Genomic DNA, 17,521 nt, shown 5'->3' with positions numbered 1-17,521 from the left:
CGCTTGCGTAGAATTGGAACCATAGATCGTCGCCACTAATTTAGTTAAGGCCGTATAATATGACGCTTATAAACCGTTGAGTAAATGTAAAGACGAGGCAAATAGAGAATATAGATAAATTATATCGTGCTCGATTTTGTTCAATTCATATAATCGGTTCTCAGATTTCGGTCTTAAAAGACCAATAAGTCGATAATTTTGACATCATGCACTGGACGCATCACGTCCTTGCTGCTCATTCGTATCGACGGACCGACCGGCTGCTAACGGTGGATTTCTTCAAGATGCTGGCCGAAGAATTCGACGCCGAGGTAGTCCTCCAGGCCACTGAATTCGGCGACAATAAGCCGCTCACCAAATCCGTGGGACGTGACAACATGTTGGTCCAGCTCTATACCCCGTAGAAGGCCTGTAGGCTAGCATCGCTGGAATGAAGACGGAACTGGGAGTACACCTGACGGACAGGACGCAGCCGGTCGCACCCGAGAATCCTCCGCTGCTGGGCGTCCACTAGGCGACCGACGTCAATACGACGGCGGGCGACCTTCTCATGGGCGTCCGGGTCGACCCGTGGGTGCAACGCACATGAGTTGAGGTGAATCCCTTCACCACCCCCTGCTACAGTATTCGCATTGAATCGATCGGACCGGGCGGTCGTCGCCTGGGAGAGGGGGAGTAGCAGGGAAGTCTCTCCAAAAACCCATGCTTGGCCGCCCGACTTCTCCTTCGTGGGAGGCTGGGTTTTCCGTTTACAGAAGGACTGGATGTGATAGAAGAGGGCATGGTTGCTTGACTGTGGTCTTCGTGGACATGACCGATGGTCGACTTCATCCTGTTCGCCGCTAGACACAAACAAGATCCGTCGGGCATTGAGGCCGTCCTGACCCTGCTCGGGATCGCGGTCGTCCTCCTGATCTACTTGTTCCAACCCTCCAAGCAATTCATCAGGAAGAACGGGGTTCCCTGCTGCCCCCAGTGCGGCCGACAAATCTCCCTGAAGGCTTCCCGCCCGAACTGCCGGGCATGCGGGGCTAGTCTGATGACAGGCAGACCCTTGCTCGACCTGACCTCGAAGTCCGAGGTGGCCGACAGCCAGGCGAGACAACGGACTGCGAGGGAGGAATGGCTCAGAAAGCAGGCCCAGGAAACGGAGGAGGCTCGCCGACGTAGAGTCGTCGAGGATGCCTTTCGCGAGGAGGTGCGACTGGCGAAGGCGGAAAGGCGGAAGGGGAAGATCGAGGAGAACGGCGGGTACAGCGACTTGCAGTTGTACGGCGTCGGTGCCTTGGTCGTGCTGGTGCCGGTGGCACTCACGGCCGGTCTCTATCTATTATTTGCTCGGTGATGAAGCGGAGGCCTGGCCTGGAGTTGGACCGCTTTTCATCTTGGCGGCCAATGTGTCGGTGACTGTGATGCCGGCTCGAAGCAGCATCTCCATGTACACATAATTTTTCTCCTTTGGATCTCCATTCATAATCGAATTAAGATACTGAATCCCCGCGTCGTCATCGATGAAGTCGGGCCTCCAACCCTGAGCCTCGGCGTTATACCTCTCCAGCTTGCAAGTCAGAATTGTGAAAGAACCCTTAGGTGTAATCGAGGCATAAATTTTGCCTAGGTAAATTAATATATGGGCACCGTAGTCGTCGAAGTGTGGATGGACTATCGAATACAAACTCGCGTGTTTAGGGAATTGCCGAACGAATGGCTCCTTTGTGACGAGCTTGTCCGACTTGGCAGAATTGCAATCTATGCATGAAATGGCCAGATTCGCTGGTTCAAACATAAACTCGGGATGCTTAGACTTTGGAATAATATGGTCTGTGTCCCATAGCCTTCCATGGCCTGATGCGATCGGCTTTCGGCAGTAGCAGCACAGCCTCCCCTGTTCCTGAACGTAGTGCTTCTTAACGCGTTGATTGACCCGCTTGGCCTCGTCGCAGTCCCAAAACCTTGGGTCTTGAGGCCGGGTGGCGTTGTACTTCTCGACGATTGCTCGTTCTTCGCCCTGATAAGCTATCGGGGTCATCCTCGATCCTTCCGAAGCTCGTAAGCGGTCGTGACTGCATCTATCATTTCGGCCACGGGATCGTCGTCCGAAAGCAGACCTCTGACGTTACTCAGTATCTCGAATCTTGACTCGAAGTCCGTCGTTTCACTCTGATTGCGATTAATTTGCATCAATGCCGTCATCGCCTCTCTGGCCAAATATTCATTGCGGAACCCCGGTGCATCGAACAGCCTGGCGAGTTGGAAGTCCGCCGACCTCTTCGAATACTCCTTTGAGGATTCAATGGACGGAACGTCGTCCATGCTCACCACGAAGCCATTTCCCCTTATCTGAGCTACGATTTGCGGCGAGTGGGTGGCCAGGAGAAAATGACAGCCCTTGTAACCCATGAAAGTATTGTTGAGTAAATCCAAATACCTCGCCTGCCATTCCGGATGTAGACCGATCTCGGGCTCGTCAATTATTATCAAACTGTCGTCCGAAATCTGGCTTGCGATGCCAAGGACTACCAACACGACTGCCTGTTCACCAGAGCTTGCATCATCGACACCCAGGTATTTATTCTCATGCCGACGCTTGCTTAACGCGACTTCAAAATGCGTTCGCATGCCTGCCGCCTCTAATAGAGAAATCTGTTCGTACATTAGTGCGGAACCAATCGTGAAATTCGAATTACTGAAATCATATTCAAGTTCAACCGGCCCGGTTCCGGCGGCCGAGTCGACAAACATGCTATGCCACGCTAGGCGAACGTCCGCCTCCCTGTCGGGAAATTTATTCATATAATCATCCATGCGTTCACCAACATTACTGCCGACTAGCCTGGGCTTACCGCTCTTATCCTTCATGTTCGAAATAAATGTATCGAGAGTCTCATACGCCGACCGGCTCTCCTCTTCCATCTCAGTAAACATGTAGCTAAGGCGAACAATTGGATGATAGTCCAGCAAATCAAACACGTGTGCCAATCCACCTCTTCGATCATCGGCGGCGGCAGCTACCCCTAGAAGTGATCTGATGATTTGTTTGGACCGATAGAAAGGCGAAAACCCACCATTTCTATCTTTTGCACCTAGATAAATATATACGTTATCCTTGGTATCGAATCTGGGGTCAAGATTGTCACGGTCAAGACCATCTACTTCAAAAATCGGAAATCTGTCGAATGGCGTGATGGTAGTAGCAATAACTTTCATTGGTTTTGCCGATTTCACCGATTCCTTCCGGAGGACCCCCCCAGAAGCGTCAGTCAATACTCGTTTATGGTCAATGCTAATGACACGATCGTCTTTTATGTATCTAATAGTGATTCGTTTGTTAATCTTCGGCGGACCACCTGGATTAAGCCGTTGGCTTGGTGCCGGCCAGTTGAATGCGTCGCAGATGGAAGCTAGTAATCGACTTTTGCCGACGCCATTCCTACCTATTAAGACCGTGAAGATGTTTGACTTTGGGTCGATTCCGGGTCCGTCAATCGATAGTGGTATGTCTCTACCTTGAAATTTCGCACTTATCAGTCTCACAGCCATTGGACTTGCGACTCCATCTGATGACTTCAGGAGGCGACTGAAGCCCCTCGCCTATCATGCCGATTACTCTCCGGGACAAGCAACCTGTTCGCCGTGCTTTTTCAACACGTATGAGACGCTCTTCTTGGAAGGAAATCGCGTGGATGCGTGGTTGAGTTACGCGTGTCGATCGAAACAAGTTTAGCTGAGCTTTGATCGCAAGTTAAGCATTTGGTTCATTCTCCCAGATTAAGACGCCAACACTCTAGAGACTTGCCCCGGCCTGTCCGCAAAGCTGATCCGAAAGACCAGTGGAAAGCTGACTTACCCAAAAGGCTCAAGGCGGCTATTTTGTTGGAGTCATGGCAGACCATCGTGCCCGACTCACCCTGATTCTCACTATCGATGGCACCGGCTACGTAGTCAGGCCCATCCGGACGGACGACCCCGACCTGATTCGGGCCTTCCGTCTGATCAAGGCAAAGAACCGTCGTGGTTCCGGCCCCATCTACGACATCGCCGAACACTCCTACGGGGTCACCTGCGACTGCCCCGACTTCATCTGGAAGCGGGAGGGGCTGGACCCCCTCGGCTGCATCCACATCCGGGCGATGAGGGCGGTCGGCCTACTCCCTGCTACAGTCTTGAATTGACTGGGCGGTCATCGCCTGAGAGCGGGGGAGCAGCGGGGAAGGAGATCGATCGTTCAGTAGGGATGCTTCGCCAGGCCCGCTGCTCCAGGGGGGACGACCCTCACGGGAGGTGGCAGGCCCTGGACGAGGTCCACCACACAGCGGAGAACCATCTCGCAGAGTTAGCCTTGCACCCCCTGCTACTCTTCGAGTTCGCGTGGAGCCCGCCCCATCCCACCCCCGGGGAAACCCTGCGAGGGATCGGGGGTCTACGGTTGACCGCGTCGCATGGACGCGAAGGGGCCGATCGACGCCACTGGACTCCCCTACGAAATGGATGTACACTCTACCTGTTATTCGTACCCGTTATTAGGGGTTCCTTGACAATTCGGGGCGAATCCAGTGCGAATCGGCAGGCGGACTGAATCGCGATCCCGGCCGTGGGGCGTCGACGTCGAAGCCTCTCTCGCGGGACGACTTTCAAGGCTGCGGGGGCTCGCGGATGGCCTTGGTCGGCCCCGTTCCACGGGCCGTCGAGAGGCCGGCGACGGTCATCTCTCGAAGTAGAGGAACGGCGCGGGGGCCAGGAAGGCGTGCTGCTCGTAGAGGCTCCAGACGCCTCCCCACGAGATGTACTGCGAGAGGAAGACCACCACGACGTAGACCAGGGCGACGGCCACGATGGCGATCCGGCCCACCAGTCGGAAGAACCAGTGGCTCCGCCGCTCTCGGCGCAGCGATCGTGCGTAGGCCCAGCCGACGAGTAGTCGGGCCGGGGCCAGGAAGACGACGAAGACCAGGCCCGGCAGCCATGCGGCCTCACGCGGGATCATCTCGATCTTCAGCAGGTAGAGCGGGATCGACGCCGCCAGCAGGACGAGCAGGGCGAACGCGAAGGCCCAGGGGGCGTGCCGGAACCGCTCGCGGGCCGATCTCAGCCCGAAGAGGGCCGACCACCGCCCCTCGACCGCATAGCCCGTCTGCAGGAACGGCAGCACGGGGGCGACGCAGGCCAGGCCGAGCATGCCGATCGGCCCCAGGATGGGGAACCGCGTCGTCGCGGCGATCATCGAGGTCGGGACGACCAGCCAGGCCAGGGTCCCCACGAATCCCACGAACCCCAGCCGGAGGTAATGCCACGGCCGGAACCGCCCCACGAATTCCCAGAACCCGTCGCGCGAGGCGGCGTACAGCCCGCCCTCGCGAAGTCGCCGTCGCAGCCAGAAAGGTCCGCCGAACGGCCAGAGGAAGCGCCGGAGTTGGCCGCCCCGGAGGAACGCCGTCAGCAGGTGCAGGCACGTCAGGGCCCAGACGGCGACCGCGACGACCCACCAACCGCGCTCTACCGAGCCTCCCGGGTCGATCACCGCGGCCGACCTCGCGTACGAGCCGGCCACCCAGAGCGGGATCAGCGAGACGACCGTGCCGACGACCATCCCCCCCACCCGCCCCGCCAGCCTCACCCCGAACATCCCATCCCGCAACCGCCCGCTGCGAGCGACCCGGGCCGACGATTCGAGCAGGTAGCCCAGGCTCAGGAACTGCAGGACCGGCGTCGACGACAGCACCGCCAGCCCCGCCACCAGCGAGGCCAGCCCGAACATCCACCCCACCCACGACGCCAGCCCTCGCGCCAGCCGCATCAACACCCGACGAACCGGCCGCGAGCGCCTCGGCGGGGCTTCCTCGCGTGCGACCTCCACCGGGGCTTCTTCGAGCATGATGGTGTTTTCCATGAGAGGGATTACCCGCGCCCGGGGGCGTCGGTTTCAGCGCCGCCAACGGGATCGGGCGGACGAGGAGGCCGCCCCGTCCGGCCCGGTCGCGGGCGCGATCTCCCGATCGGCCGTGGCGGTTCCGACAGCCATTCGCATATCCTGAAACGCGCGGGCCGGATCCAGGGTAACAACTCTCGGATCGCTTCGAGGGATGCTCGGGACGGGACGAGGCCAGGGAGAATCGCCCATGCGGCTGCGCGACGCGGGATTCCTTTGCGTGCTGATCGCCTGCGTGCTGGCGATGGGCCGCGGCGTGATCCGGTCGGCCTCGCCGACGCGGGGGGTGGAAGCCGCGCCGGTCGTCGCCAGGCCGGAGGTCGCGGCCAGGGTGGACGCGGCGTTTCGCGAGGAATGGCGGAAACGCGAGGTCGAGCCGGCCGCGAAGGCGCCCGACCTGGCCCTGATGCGGCGCCTGACCTTGGGGCTGACAGGGACCGTCCCGTCGCTGGAGGAGATCCGGCGGTTCGAGGCGGCCGAGCCCTCGACGCGCGTCGACGCCTGGCTGGAGGAGCTGCTCCGCGACCGCCGCTCGGCGGACTACCTGGCCGAGCGGTTCGCGCGGGCCTTCGTGGGGGTGGAGGACGGGCCGTTCGTGGTCTTCCGGCGGCGGCGGTTCACCACCTGGCTGAGCGACGCCCTGATGGCGAACCGGCCCTATTCGGCCATCGTCCGCGACCTGATCGCCGATCGCGGCATCTGGACAGACCGCCCGGCCGTGAACTTCGTCTCCGTCACCCGCGACGAGAAGACCGAGCGTCCCGACCCCGAACGCCTCGCCGCGCGGGTGACGCGGGCCTTTTTGGGCGTCCGGATCGACTGCGCCCAGTGCCACGACCACCCCTTCCAGCCCTGGAAGCAGGGCGACTTCCGGGGCCTCGCCGCGTTCTTCGGCGGGATCCGTTCCAACCTGCGGGGCGTTTCCGACGGCGAGATCGACTACCACCCGCTCGACCGCAAGACCAAGGAGCCGACCGACGTCGCGGCGGCGGTTCCCTCCAATCCCGAACTGCTGCCGGCCGAGGGCCCGCCCCGCGACCGGCTGGCGGCGTGGGTGGTCGACCCCCGCAACCCGTACTTCGCCAAGGCGGCCGTCAACCGCGTCTGGGCGATCCTCGTCGGCCGGCCGCTCGTCGACCCGATCGACGACATCCCGTCCGTCGCCGAGGCCCCCGCCGCCCTCGACCTTCTCGCCGCCGACTTCGTCGCCCACGGCTACGACCTCCGCCGGCTCATCCGCGCGATCGTCGCGACCGAGGCGTACCGGCTCGACAGCATCGACCTGCCCGAGGAGTCCGCGGCCCCCAACGACGAGACCTGGGCGGCCTTCCCGATGTCCCGGCTGCGGCCCGAGCAGGTCTCGGGCGCGGTGGGGCAGTCGGCGTCGCTGGCGACGCTCGGCCCTCGCACGCCCTGGGTCGCCCGCTTCATCGCCTACAACGAGGGCAACGACTTCGTCCGCCGCTACGGCGACGCCGGCGAGGACGAGTTCGCCCCGCGCGGCGGCACCATCCCCCAGCGGCTGCTGCTCATGAACGGCGAGCTGGTGCAGAAGCGGACCGGAGGCGAGATGTGGAACGCCTCCAACCGCATCGCCCGCCTCGCCCCCGACGACGAGAAGGCCGTCGAGCTGGCCTACCTCTGCGTCCTGACCCGCCGCCCCACCCCCGAGGAGAACGCGCACTTCACGCCGCGTCTCAAGGGGACCTCGGGCGAGGCCCGCATCGACCTGATCTCCGACCTGTTCTGGACGCTGCTCAACTCGGCCGAGTTCTCGTGGAACCATTGATGGGGGGATCGACGATGCACCTCGACCGCCGAGGCTTCCTGACGTTCGCCGGGCTGAGCTGGCTGACGCCCGCGGCGCAACTCCTGGCGCAGCAGGCGGAGAAGACCGACGGGCCGGCCGGCTCGATCATCCTGCTCTGGCTCGCGGGCGGCCCCAGCCAGCTCGAAACCTTCGACCCCCACCCCGACGCCAGGGCGGCCGGCGGCACGAAAGCCGTCGACACGGCCGTGAAGGGGATCCAGCTCGCCTCCGGCTACGAGCGGCTGGCCGAGGAGATGGGCTCGGTCTCGCTGGTGCGGTCGATGACCAGCAAGGAGGGCGACCACGAGCGCGGGACGTACATGCTGAAGACCGGGTACCGCCCCGACCCCACGGTCGTCCACCCCTCCATCGGCGCGATCTGCTGCCACGAGCTGCCCGTCGGGCCGACCGACGTCCCGCGCCACGTCTCGATCCTGTCGGCCCAGTGGCCGGGCCGGGGCGGGTATCTGGGCGGCGAGTACGACGCCTTCCAGGTCGACGACCCCAAGGGGAACCTCCCCGACGTCGTCGCGCCGGTCCCCGCGGCGCGGGACGCGCGGCGGGCCCTGGACCTGGACGTGGTCGACCGGGCGTTCGGCCGCCGCCGCGCCGTGCGGGTGGAGGCGACGCTGCACCGCCAGGCCGTGGCGGCCGCCCGCGTGATGATGTCGTCCGAGCAGCTCAAGGCGTTCGACGTCTCGCAGGAGCCGGCCGCGACCCTGGCCGAGTACGGCGACACCCCCTTCGGACGGGGATGCCTGGCCGCCCGCCGGCTCATCGAGGTCGGCGTGCGCTGCGTCGAGGTCACCCTCGACGGCTGGGACACGCACGTCAACAACCATGAGATCCACCGCCGCCAGGCGGGCTGGCTCGACCCGGCGTTCGCGGCCCTGATCCGCGACCTGCGGCGTCGCAAGCTGCTCGACCGGACGGTCGTCCTCTGCTGCGGCGAGTTCGGCCGCACGCCCCACATCAACCCATTCGCCGGCCGCGACCACTGGACCAACGGCTTCAGCCTGGCCCTCGCCGGCGGCGGGATCCGCCCCGGCTTCGCACTCGGCGAGACCGACCCCGAAGGCGTCAAGGATCCCGTACGCCCCACGCCCGTCGCCGACGTCCACGCCACCATCCTCACCGCCCTGGGCCTCGACCCCGCCCGCGAGAACATCGCCCCCCTCACCGGCCGCCCCGTCAAGCTCAGCGAGGGCCACGCCATCCCCGAGCTCATCGGCTGACGCAGAAGACCGGAGTGTGGTGAAAAGCCCTCGTCCCAAGGCTTTGCGCTTGCTCTCCCTCAAACGCCTACGACAAATCGACCTCGCCCCGCGAGATGAACGCTTGACCAGAAGGCTCCGGCCGGGCATCCTGTCCCGGTCTGGGTGCGACGGATCAATCTCAACGGGCGGAGTCGAATCGCGATGGCCAGAAACGTCACGACGTTCCTGATGTTCGAGGGGGCGGCCGAGGAGGCGGTGAATTTCTACGTCTCGCTCTTCCCGGGCTCGGAGGTCGTCTTGCTCGCGCGCTACGGCGCGGGCGAGATGGGGACCGAGGGTTCGGTGCAGATGATGCGGTTCACGCTGGCCGGACGCGAGTACATGGCGATCGACAGCCCGGTGAAGCACGCGTTCGGCTTCACGCCGGCGATCAGCCTGTTCGTCGACTGCGAGAGCCGCGAGGAGCTGGAGGCCGTGGTCGCCCGGCTGTCCGAGGGGGGAATGGCGCTCATGCCGCTCGGCGAATACGGCTTCAGCGCGGCCTTCGCCTGGCTCAACGACCGCTACGGCGTCTCGTGGCAGTTGAACCTGCCGTTCGCTTGAATTTTCCCGGAGATGCGATGATGCGAATGCTTCTCTCCCTGATCACGTGCCTGGCCGTCGAGGTCGACGTCGCCGACGACGCCCAGCTCCGCAAGGCGCTCGCCGAGGCCAGGCCTGGGACGACGATCCGGATCGCGCCCGGCCGGTACGCGGGGGGCGGGTTCGTCCGCGAGCTGCGCGGCGAGCCGAACGCGCCCATTCTGATCCGAGGGGCCGACCCAAAGCGGCCGCCGGTCATCCAGGGGGGGACGTTCGGGCTCCAGTTGTCGCGGGTCGCCCACGTCGAGCTGCGCGACCTGATCGTGGCGGGGGCGTCCGACAACGGGATCAACATCGACGACGGCGGCGAGTTGGAGACCCCGTCGCACCACGTCGTGCTGCGGAACCTGACGATCCGCGACATCGGCCCCGAGGGGAACCACGACGGCGTCAAGCTCTCGGGCCTGGCCGACTTCCGGGTCGAGGGCTGCACGCTGGAGCGCTGGGGGGCCAACGGGTCGGGGATCGACATGGTCGGCTGCCGCAGGGGCGAGGTCGTCGACAGCACGTTCCGCCACGGCGACGAGGTCGGCTCCAGCGGCGTGCAGATGAAGGGAGGCACGCGCGACGTGGCCGTCCGTCGCTGCCGTTTCGAGCACGCCGGCCAGCGTGCGGTCAACCTCGGCGGCAGTACCGGCCTCCCCTTCTTCCGGCCGAAGCCCGAGGGCTTCGAGGGCAAAGACCTGCTCGTCGAGGACTGCACGTTCGTCGGCTCGGCGTCCCCCGTCGCCTTCGTCGGCGTCGACGGCGCGACGGTCCGGCGCAACACGCTCTACCGGCCCCGCTACTGGGCCTTCCGCATCCTCCAGGAGAACCGCTCGCCGGGCTTCGTCCTGTCGCGCGGGGGCAAGTTCGTCGACAACCTGATCGTCTATCGCAGCGACGAGCTGCGGACGGCCGTCAACGTGGGCTCGGGCGCCGCTCCCGAGACCTTCACGCTCGCCGGCAACGCCTGGTACGCGCTCGACGACCCCGCCCACAGCCGCCCCAAGCTCCCCGTCCCCGAGGCCGGCGGCGTGTACGGCGTCGAGCCGCATTTCGTCGACGCCGCCAAGGGCGACCTGAGGCTGGACCCGAAGCTCCCGGACCCGCGTGCGAGCCGTCGGCCCGCGGAGTGACGGCTCAGCAGCTCGTCTGATGCCGCTCGATGCAGGTTTGCAACACTTCGTCGGGGGGTCGCTTCCACCAGTCCTCGGCGGAGAAGATCTCCACCTCGTGGAAGCCGCCGTAGCCCTGGGCCTCGACGGCGGCGCGGATCGCGGGGACGTCGATCACGCCGTCGCCCATCATGCCGCGGTCGAGCAACAGGTCGCGGGTGGGGACGAGCCAGTCGCAGACGTGGAAGGCCAGCAGCCGCTTCGCGCCGGCGCGTGCGATCTCCCGCTCCAGGTGCGGATCCCACCAGACGTGATAGACGTCGAGCGCGATCCCCAGGCCGGCGTCGCCCAGCTCGTCGCAGAGGTCGTTGGCGTGGCCGATCGTGTTGACGCACGCGCGATCGGCGGCGTACATCGGGTGCAGGGGCTCGATCGCCAGCGGCATCTCGCGCGGGCGGGCGAAGTCGAGCAACTCGCCGATCCCGTCGCGGACCTGCCCGCGCGCGCCGGCGACGTCCTTCGACCCCCTGGGCAGGCCGCCGACGACGAGCACCAGGCAGCGGGCGCCGAGTTCGAGGGCCTCGTCGACGGCACGGCGGTTGTCGTCGCGCGCGGCCAGGCGCTCGGCCGGGGTCGCGCCAGGGAACATGCCGCCGCGACAATAGCCCGTCACCGCGAAGCCGTGGCCGTGAATCCGGGCGGCGGCCGCCTTGAGCCCCATCTCCCGCACCTGATCGCGCCAGGGGGAGACGCCCCGGATGCCGTGCCGGGCGCAGCCGTCGAGGATCTGCCCGAGGTCCCAGAGGGCGCGGACGGTCGCCGTGTTGATCGACAACCGCCCGGGGTCGGGGGGGCTCGTGCTCATGAACTCACCCCCTGAACCGTGAGGAAGGTGTGCATCCGCGAGGCCGCCCGGTCGGGGTCGTCGAGCAGGCCCGCGGCGTCGGCCAGGCGGAACAGCTCGCAGTAGTGCAAGGCGCTGCGGGCGCTCTGCTGGCCGCCGACCATGACGAAGTGGTCCTGCCAGCCGTTCAGCCAGGCGAGGAAGACGACGCCCGACTTGTAGAACCGCGTCGGGGCGGCGAAGACGTGGCGCGACAGCGGAACCGTCGGCTCCAGGATCCGGCGATACTCGGCGACGTCCCCCGTCGCCATCGCCTGGAGCGCGGCCGAGGCCGCCGGCGCGATCGCGTCGAAGATCCCTAGCAGGGCGTGCGAGAAGCCCCGTCCGTCCCCCTCGATCAGCTCGGGGTAGTGGAAATCGTCGCCCGTGTACATCTTCACGCCTTCGGGAAGGCGGCGACGCATGGCGATTTCTTTCTCCTTGTCGAGAAGGGATATCTTGATGCCGTCGACCTTCGCGGCGTGGTCGCCGATGATCCGCAGGCAGACGTCCATCGCCGCGTCGAGGTCGTCCGAGCCCCAGTAGCCGGCGAGCGCGGGGTCGAACATGGGGCCGAGCCAGTGGAGGATGACCGGCTCGCGGACCTGTCTCAGGATGACGCCGTAGGCCTGCTCGTAGTCCTCGGGCGAGCGGGCCGCGGCGGCGAGCGCCCGGCTGGCCATGAGGATGATCCGGCCGCCGACGGCCTCGACGGCCGCGGCCTGCTCCTCGTACGCGGCGATCACGTCGGCCGTGGTCAGGCCCGGTCGAGGCGCGAGCTGGTCGGTCCCCACGCCCGAGGCGACCCGCGCGCCGGGCCGGTTTTTCGCCAGGGCGACGGTCCGCTCGATGAGTTCAAGCGCCGTCGGCCAGTCCAGGCCCATGCCGCGCTGGGCGGTGTCCATCGCCTCGGCCACGCCCAGGCCGAGGGAGAGCAAATGCTCGCGATACCGGAGCGTGGCATCCCAGTCGACGGCCGCCCCGACCCACGGATCCACGGCGCTTCGGGCGTCGGCGACCACGTGCGCCGCCGAGTAGGCGATCCGGCCGAACGCCGGCCGCGCCGGCGGCGACCACGATCGAACGCCTCTCACGGCGTAAGCCTCGACCGATCCGGAAGCGGTCAGCAGGTCGACGCGGGGCATCGAGAATCTCCGTTGAGCCGTAATCGCCTTCTCCCCCCGGGAGAAGGTGGCCCGGAGGGCCGGATGAGGGTCGCGGCGATTCGGATAAGCCTTCTACCCGGCATGTCTTCCGAAGTCCGACGACCCTCATCCGCCGCTGCGCGGCACCTTCTCCCGGCGGGAGAAGGGAAGACGCTCCCCCTCACAACTCCAGCTCCGGCACGTCGACCCAGCGGCGTTCGCGCCAGGATTGCAGGCCCAGCTCGACGAGCTGGACGCCCTTGGCGCCCTCGACGAGGTCCCAGGGGAACTCGCCCTCGCCGTGCACGTGCTTCAGGAACAGCTCCCACTGGGTTTTGAACGCGTTCTCATACGAGATCGTGTCCGGGACGAGCGCCCAGTCGGCGAGGAAGTCGTGGGCGTTTCGGACGTCGGGGTTCCAGACGGGCCTGGGGGTGTTCACGCGCGACTGGGTGCGGCAGTCGGTCAGGCCGGCGACGGCCGAGCCGAGCACGCCGTCGACCTGCAGCGTCAGCAAATCGTCGCGGCGGACGCGGACGGTCCACGAGCTGTTGATGTGGACGATCACCCCGTTGTGCAGCTCGAACGTGGCGTAGGCGGCGTCGTCGGCCGTGGCGGAGTACGGCCGCCCGCGCTCGTCCCGGCGCTCGGGGATGTGGGTCGCCCCCAGGCACGAGACGCTCCTGATCGGGCCGAAGACGCCGTCGATCAGGTAGCGCCAATGGCAGAGCATGTCGAGGATGATGCCGCCGCCGTCCTCGGCCCGGTAGTTCCACGAGGGCCTCTGCGCGGGCTGGAGGTCGCCCTCGAAGACCCAGTAGCCGAACTCGCCGCGGACCGAGAGCATCCGGCCGAAGAAGCCGGCGTCGCGCAGGTGCTTGAGCTTGCGGACGCCCGGGAGCCAGAGCTTGTCCTGGACGACGCCGTGCTTGACCCCGGCCTTGCGGGCCAGGCGGACGAGGTCGAGGGCCGAAGCGAGGTCGGCGGCGACGGGTTTCTCGCAGTAGACGTGCTTGCCCGCGGCGAGGCCGCGGCGGAGCACGTCGGGCCGGCCCTGCGTGGTCGCGGCGTCGAAGAGGATCGCGTCGTTCGGGTCGGCCAGCGCGGCGTCGAGGTCGGTCGTCCAGCGCGGCACGCCGACCCGTCGCGCCAGCGCGGCGACCTTGTCGGCGTCGCGGCCGACCAGGAGCGGGTCGGGGACGAGGCGGTCGCCGTTCGCCAGCGCGACGCCCCCCTGGGCCTGGATCGCCGCGATCGAGCGGACCAGGTGCTGGTTCATCCCCATGCGGCCGGTGACGCCGTGCATGACGACGCCGATGCGATGCTCTGCCATCTTCGTCCCCTGGATGCGACGGGCGGCTCAGGGCCGCTCGCGCGAGAGCAGTCGTCCGGCGGTGCGGGTCGACGCCGAGCCGGCGAGTTGGGAGCCGTTCCGGGACGCCGACGGTTCGTCGCGGAGGCCGCGGGCGAGGCGCATGAGGTACTCGTCGCGGGGGATCTCGCGCGCGCCGAAGGCGACCATGTGCTCGCTGCGGACCTGGCAGTCGAGCATCTCGACCCCCTCGGCCTCCAGTCGCTCGACCAGGGCGACCAGGGCGACCTTGGAGGCGTCGGTCTGGTGGTGGAACATCGACTCGCCCGAGAAGCAGCGGCCGGCGAGCACGCCGTAGACCCCGCCCGCCAGCTCGCCGTCGCACCAGGCCTCGACGCTGCGGGCGACCCCCAGCCGGTGCAGCGCGCCGTAGGCCGTTCGCATCTCGGGCGTGATCCAGGTGCCGTCCTCGTGGTCGCGCGGGGTCTCGGCGCAGGCGTGGACGACGCGGTCGAAGGCGGTGTCCCAGCGGATCTCGAACCGGCCCGAGCGGAGGGTGCGGCGGAGCCGCCGCGAGACCTGCAGCTCGGCCGGGAAGAGGACCAGGCGGGGGTCGGGCGACCACCAGAGGATCGGCCCCCCCGCCTCGTACCAGGGGAAGATCCCCTGGCGATAGGCCGCGACCAGCCGGTCGGGCGTCAGGTCGCCGCCGATCGCCAGCAGCCCCTCCGGCTCGGCCAGGTGGGGCGGCGGGAAGATCGGGTCGGGGCCGAGTCGGAAGAGAGCCATAAGCCTACTCTCGCTGAGCCCGGCCTTCGATCGCGGGCGCGGGCCTGGTCCGGCCGATCAGGCCGAGGCGCCGCGCTTCAGGACTTCCAGTTCCTCGGCCGGGCCGTAATTCGACCGGTACCGCGCGATGAACTCGTCGAGCGAATACGCGTGTTCCTGGGTTCCAGGATGTTCGATCGCGTAGACCGCCGTCAAGGAGGCCATCCGGCCGACGACCGGCCACGGGAGCTTCCGGCTCATCCCGGCGACGAACCCGGCGCGGAAGGCGTCGCCGGCGCCGGTCGGGTCGACGACCTTCGCGGGCTTGGCCGGCGGGATCTCGAACTCCTGGCCGTCGACCGTGATCAGGGCCCCCTTCTCGCCCAGGGTCATCACCGTGATCGGCAGGCTCTTGCGCAGGGCGTCCTCGGTGATCCCCAGCTTCTCGGCCATCATGCCGAACTCGTAGTCGTTGCCGGCGAGGATCTTGGCGCCCTTGCGGCCCTCCTCGAGCTGGGCCTTGTCCATACGGGGGAGCTGCATCGACGGGTCGTACAGGTAGGGGACGCCGGCCAGGGTGCACTCGGCCGCGGCGCGCGACATCGCCGCCGGATCGTTCGGGGCGATCACCACAAGGTCGTCCGGGGTCGCGCCCAGGTCCTTGGGCGAGATCGTCGACGCCTTCGACATGGCGCCGGGGTAGAAGGCCGTGATCTGGTTGTCTTCCAGGTCGGTGTTGATGAAGCAGCTCGCGGTGTGCTCGTCCTTGATGACGCGGACGCCGCCGTCGTCGACCCCCTTGCCCGTCAGCCACGCGCGGTAGTCTTCGAAGTCCTCGCCCACCGTGCCGACCAGAACCGGCTTCTCGCCCAGCAGCGCCAGGTTGTAGGCGATGTTCGCCCCGGTCCCGCCCCGCCGCCGGGTCAGCGAGTCCACCAGGAACGACACGCTCAGGACGTGCACCTTGTCGGCGAGGATGTGGTCCCGGAACTTGCCGGGGAAGACCATGATGTAGTCGTAGGCGATCGAGCCGGTGACGAAGACGCGCATGAATACTTTCTCGCTCTCACTCGGGTTGGAAGACACGCGGGCGGCGGTCGGGAGGATCGGTCAGGGGGCCGCTTCGAGCATCTCGAGCGCCCGCGCGATGCGGGCGCGGCAGGCGTCGCGGCCGACGAGGTAGAGGCAGTCGTACAGGCCGGGGCCGACGCCCTGGCCGGTGGTCGCGACCCGCAGCGGATTGACGACGTCGCCCATCTTCCGGCCGGACTTCTCGGCGTAGTCGTGGACGGCCTTCTCCAGGGTCGCGACGTCGTAGGGCTCGGTCGCGGCGAGCAGGGCGTCGAGCTCGCGGAGCATCTCCGGCACGCCCGGCTTGCGGAGCCGCTTCTTCACCGCGTCGGGGTCGAACGCGACGTCGGCGCTGAAGAAGAACCGGCCCATCTTGACGACGTCGGAGAAGACCTTCATGCGGTCGCCCAGGGCCAGGATCACGGCCTCGAGCTGCGCCCGCGTCGCGTCGTCGATCGGCTCGGTCGCCAGGCCCTCGGCGACCAGGTAGGGGATCGCGCCGGCGACCTTGTCCCCCAGCGGCGCCGACTTCATCCACTCGCCCTCGATCCAGAAGAGCTTGTCCTGGTCGTGGCTGGCGGGCGAGCTGTTGACCCGTTCGAGCGTGAACTTCTCGATCAGCTCGGCGCGGGTGAAGATCTCCTGCGAGGCGTCGAAGCTCCAGCCCAGCCGCGACAGGTAGTTGACCATCGCGTCGGGCAGGTAGCCCTTCTGGACGTACTGGTGGAGGTAGACGAGGATCCCGCGCTTCTCGTAGTCCTCGGTCTTGCGCTTGGACATCTTCTCGCGCGAGCCCGGCTCGGCGACGTACGGGATGTGCGCGAAGCCCGGCGGGGTCGCGCCCAGGGCCTCCAAAATCAGGAGCTGCGGGAAGGTGTTCGACAGGTGCTCCTCGGCGCGGACGACGTGGGTGATCTGCATGTCCACGTCGTCGACGACGCTGGCGAAGTTGTACAGCGGCTGGCCGCCGGGCCGGACGATGACGAAGTCGCCGATCTCGTCGGTGGCGAACGTGACGGGCCCCTTGACCAGGTCGTTCAGGACGAGAGTCCGGCCCGAGGGCACCTCGAACCGCAGCGCGTACGGGCGGCCCTCGGCCTCGAACCGGGCGACCTCGGAGTCGGGGTATTCGATGCGGCGGAAGCGGTAGGGGCGCTTCGACTTCTTGGCGGCCTCGCGGTCGACGTTGCGCTCGGCGTCGGTGCTGTAGTCGCGGTAGACCTTGCCCTCGGCGACGAGCTTGTCGATCGCGGCCTGGTAATGGTCGCCGCGCTGGGACTGGTAGTAGGGACCGAACGGCCCGCCGACCTCGGGGCCCTCGTCCCAGTTCAGGCCCAGCCAGCGGAAGCCGTCGAGGATCTTCTTCACCGCGTCCTCGACGTTCCGCTCCTGGTCGGTGTCGTCGATGCGCAGGATGAACTTGCCGCCGTGATGCCGGGCGAAGAGCCAGTTGAAGAGCGCCGTGCGGACGCCGCCGATGTGCAGGAAGCCGGTGGGACTGGGCGCGAATCGGGTGCGTACGGTCATGGATCTCGATCGGTGGGAGGCGACGAAACGGCGAGGCGACCGCCGCGACGCTCCCTCGGCCTCGGCGATCGCTCGAACAGCTTGGACGCGAACGAATTGGGTCCACGATAGGGCCTGCGCCCG

General features: G+C 66.4%; 16 protein-coding genes. 7 read left to right on the top strand and 9 right to left on the bottom strand.

Features of this window, described 5'->3' with window-relative positions; translation table 11 throughout:
• Positions 1 to 206: 206 nt before the first annotated feature.
• On the top strand, positions 207 to 404 hold the full coding sequence (locus PZE19_RS02140) for a hypothetical protein (protein WP_277858939.1): 198 nt from the start codon (positions 207 to 209) through the stop codon (positions 402 to 404).
• A gap of 413 nt (positions 405 to 817) precedes the next feature.
• The gene (locus PZE19_RS02135; RefSeq protein WP_277858938.1) at positions 818 to 1,345 is read left to right on the top strand and encodes an FYVE zinc finger domain-containing protein; all 528 of its coding nucleotides are present in this window, start codon (positions 818 to 820) and stop codon (positions 1,343 to 1,345) included.
• Here PZE19_RS02135 and PZE19_RS02130 read toward each other — a convergent pair.
• The gene (locus PZE19_RS02130; protein ID WP_277858937.1) at positions 1,331 to 2,029 is read right to left on the bottom strand and encodes an HNH endonuclease; all 699 of its coding nucleotides are present in this window, start codon (positions 2,027 to 2,029) and stop codon (positions 1,331 to 1,333) included. The genes PZE19_RS02135 and PZE19_RS02130 overlap by 15 nt on opposite strands.
• Positions 2,026 to 3,225 (bottom strand): AAA family ATPase, encoded by a 1,200-nt coding sequence (locus PZE19_RS32855; RefSeq protein ID WP_277858936.1) that lies wholly within the window; start codon positions 3,223 to 3,225, stop codon positions 2,026 to 2,028. The genes PZE19_RS02130 and PZE19_RS32855 overlap by 4 nt, the downstream gene beginning before the upstream one ends.
• A 656-nt stretch (positions 3,226 to 3,881) precedes the next feature.
• Here PZE19_RS32855 and PZE19_RS02120 point away from each other — a divergent pair.
• Positions 3,882 to 4,172, top strand: a complete 291-nt coding sequence (locus tag PZE19_RS02120) for a hypothetical protein (protein WP_277858935.1) — start codon at positions 3,882 to 3,884, stop codon at positions 4,170 to 4,172.
• A gap of 530 nt (positions 4,173 to 4,702) precedes the next feature.
• On the opposite strand, the gene PZE19_RS02115 is transcribed toward PZE19_RS02120, so the two are convergent.
• Positions 4,703 to 5,872, bottom strand: coding sequence for a hypothetical protein (locus tag PZE19_RS02115; protein ID WP_277858934.1), 1,170 nt, complete (start codon positions 5,870 to 5,872; stop codon positions 4,703 to 4,705).
• 244 nt (positions 5,873 to 6,116) lie between these two features.
• Between PZE19_RS02115 and PZE19_RS02110 the strand changes: the two genes are divergently transcribed.
• The 4 genes from PZE19_RS02110 (at position 6,117) to PZE19_RS02095 (ending at position 10,713) form a co-directional block, all read left to right on the top strand.
• Entirely contained in the window at positions 6,117 to 7,715 is a 1,599-nt protein-coding gene (locus tag PZE19_RS02110) for a DUF1549 domain-containing protein (RefSeq protein WP_277858933.1), read from the top strand.
• On the top strand, positions 7,715 to 8,971 hold the full coding sequence (locus tag PZE19_RS02105; protein ID WP_277858932.1) for a DUF1501 domain-containing protein: 1,257 nt from the start codon (positions 7,715 to 7,717) through the stop codon (positions 8,969 to 8,971). Before PZE19_RS02110 ends, PZE19_RS02105 begins: the two co-directional genes overlap by 1 nt.
• Before the next feature lie 183 nt (positions 8,972 to 9,154).
• Positions 9,155 to 9,556 (top strand): VOC family protein, encoded by a 402-nt coding sequence (locus PZE19_RS02100; protein WP_277858931.1) that lies wholly within the window; start codon positions 9,155 to 9,157, stop codon positions 9,554 to 9,556.
• Positions 9,557 to 9,573: 17 nt separating this feature from the next.
• Positions 9,574 to 10,713, top strand: coding sequence for a right-handed parallel beta-helix repeat-containing protein (locus tag PZE19_RS02095; protein ID WP_277858930.1), 1,140 nt, complete (start codon positions 9,574 to 9,576; stop codon positions 10,711 to 10,713).
• A 4-nt stretch (positions 10,714 to 10,717) separates the two neighbouring features.
• On the opposite strand, the gene PZE19_RS02090 is transcribed toward PZE19_RS02095, so the two are convergent.
• The 6 genes from PZE19_RS02090 to gltX all read right to left on the bottom strand — a co-directional run bounded on the left by PZE19_RS02090 (position 10,718) and on the right by gltX (position 17,398).
• The gene (locus PZE19_RS02090; protein WP_277858929.1) at positions 10,718 to 11,557 is read right to left on the bottom strand and encodes a sugar phosphate isomerase/epimerase family protein; all 840 of its coding nucleotides are present in this window, start codon (positions 11,555 to 11,557) and stop codon (positions 10,718 to 10,720) included.
• Positions 11,554 to 12,720, bottom strand: coding sequence for a dihydrodipicolinate synthase family protein (locus PZE19_RS02085; protein WP_277858928.1), 1,167 nt, complete (start codon positions 12,718 to 12,720; stop codon positions 11,554 to 11,556). The genes PZE19_RS02090 and PZE19_RS02085 overlap by 4 nt, the downstream gene beginning before the upstream one ends.
• A gap of 181 nt (positions 12,721 to 12,901) precedes the next feature.
• The gene (locus PZE19_RS02080; RefSeq protein ID WP_277858927.1) at positions 12,902 to 14,053 is read right to left on the bottom strand and encodes a Gfo/Idh/MocA family protein; all 1,152 of its coding nucleotides are present in this window, start codon (positions 14,051 to 14,053) and stop codon (positions 12,902 to 12,904) included.
• Between the two features lie 27 nt (positions 14,054 to 14,080).
• Complete coding sequence (aat, locus tag PZE19_RS02075) at positions 14,081 to 14,821, bottom strand: leucyl/phenylalanyl-tRNA--protein transferase (RefSeq protein ID WP_277858926.1); 741 nt, start codon at positions 14,819 to 14,821, stop codon at positions 14,081 to 14,083.
• A 57-nt stretch (positions 14,822 to 14,878) separates the two neighbouring features.
• The gene (locus PZE19_RS02070) at positions 14,879 to 15,850 is read right to left on the bottom strand and encodes a carbohydrate kinase family protein (RefSeq protein WP_277858925.1); all 972 of its coding nucleotides are present in this window, start codon (positions 15,848 to 15,850) and stop codon (positions 14,879 to 14,881) included.
• A gap of 60 nt (positions 15,851 to 15,910) precedes the next feature.
• Entirely contained in the window at positions 15,911 to 17,398 is a 1,488-nt protein-coding gene (gltX, locus tag PZE19_RS02065) for a glutamate--tRNA ligase (protein ID WP_277858924.1), read from the bottom strand.
• Positions 17,399 to 17,521 lie beyond the last annotated feature (123 nt).

It is taken from the genome of Paludisphaera mucosa, from assembly GCF_029589435.1.
Classification (GTDB): Bacteria; Planctomycetota; Planctomycetia; order Isosphaerales; family Isosphaeraceae; genus Paludisphaera; species Paludisphaera mucosa.
The sequence above is the reverse complement of the archived record's forward strand: the minus strand, read 5'-3'. Positions and strand labels throughout refer to the sequence as shown.

Excerpts from the sequence above, each read along its gene's own strand:
- PZE19_RS02140 (WP_277858939.1), top strand. The coding sequence starts at position 207 with ATGCACTGGACGCATCACGTCCTTGCTGCTCATTCGTATCGACGGACC.
- PZE19_RS02135 (WP_277858938.1), top strand. The coding sequence starts at position 818 with ATGGTCGACTTCATCCTGTTCGCCGCTAGACACAAACAAGATCCGTCG.
- PZE19_RS02130 (WP_277858937.1), bottom strand. The coding sequence starts at position 2,029 with ATGACCCCGATAGCTTATCAGGGCGAAGAACGAGCAATCGTCGAGAAG.
- PZE19_RS02120 (WP_277858935.1), top strand. The coding sequence starts at position 3,882 with ATGGCAGACCATCGTGCCCGACTCACCCTGATTCTCACTATCGATGGC.
- PZE19_RS02115 (WP_277858934.1), bottom strand. The coding sequence starts at position 5,872 with ATGCTCGAAGAAGCCCCGGTGGAGGTCGCACGCGAGGAAGCCCCGCCG.
- PZE19_RS02110 (WP_277858933.1), top strand. The coding sequence starts at position 6,117 with ATGCGGCTGCGCGACGCGGGATTCCTTTGCGTGCTGATCGCCTGCGTG.
- PZE19_RS02105 (WP_277858932.1), top strand. The coding sequence starts at position 7,715 with ATGGGGGGATCGACGATGCACCTCGACCGCCGAGGCTTCCTGACGTTC.
- PZE19_RS02100 (WP_277858931.1), top strand. The coding sequence starts at position 9,155 with ATGGCCAGAAACGTCACGACGTTCCTGATGTTCGAGGGGGCGGCCGAG.
- PZE19_RS02095 (WP_277858930.1), top strand. The coding sequence starts at position 9,574 with ATGATGCGAATGCTTCTCTCCCTGATCACGTGCCTGGCCGTCGAGGTC.
- PZE19_RS02090 (WP_277858929.1), bottom strand. The coding sequence starts at position 11,557 with ATGAGCACGAGCCCCCCCGACCCCGGGCGGTTGTCGATCAACACGGCG.
- PZE19_RS02085 (WP_277858928.1), bottom strand. The coding sequence starts at position 12,720 with ATGCCCCGCGTCGACCTGCTGACCGCTTCCGGATCGGTCGAGGCTTAC.
- PZE19_RS02080 (WP_277858927.1), bottom strand. The coding sequence starts at position 14,053 with ATGGCAGAGCATCGCATCGGCGTCGTCATGCACGGCGTCACCGGCCGC.
- aat (WP_277858926.1), bottom strand. The coding sequence starts at position 14,821 with ATGGCTCTCTTCCGACTCGGCCCCGACCCGATCTTCCCGCCGCCCCAC.
- PZE19_RS02070 (WP_277858925.1), bottom strand. The coding sequence starts at position 15,850 with ATGCGCGTCTTCGTCACCGGCTCGATCGCCTACGACTACATCATGGTC.
- gltX (WP_277858924.1), bottom strand. The coding sequence starts at position 17,398 with ATGACCGTACGCACCCGATTCGCGCCCAGTCCCACCGGCTTCCTGCAC.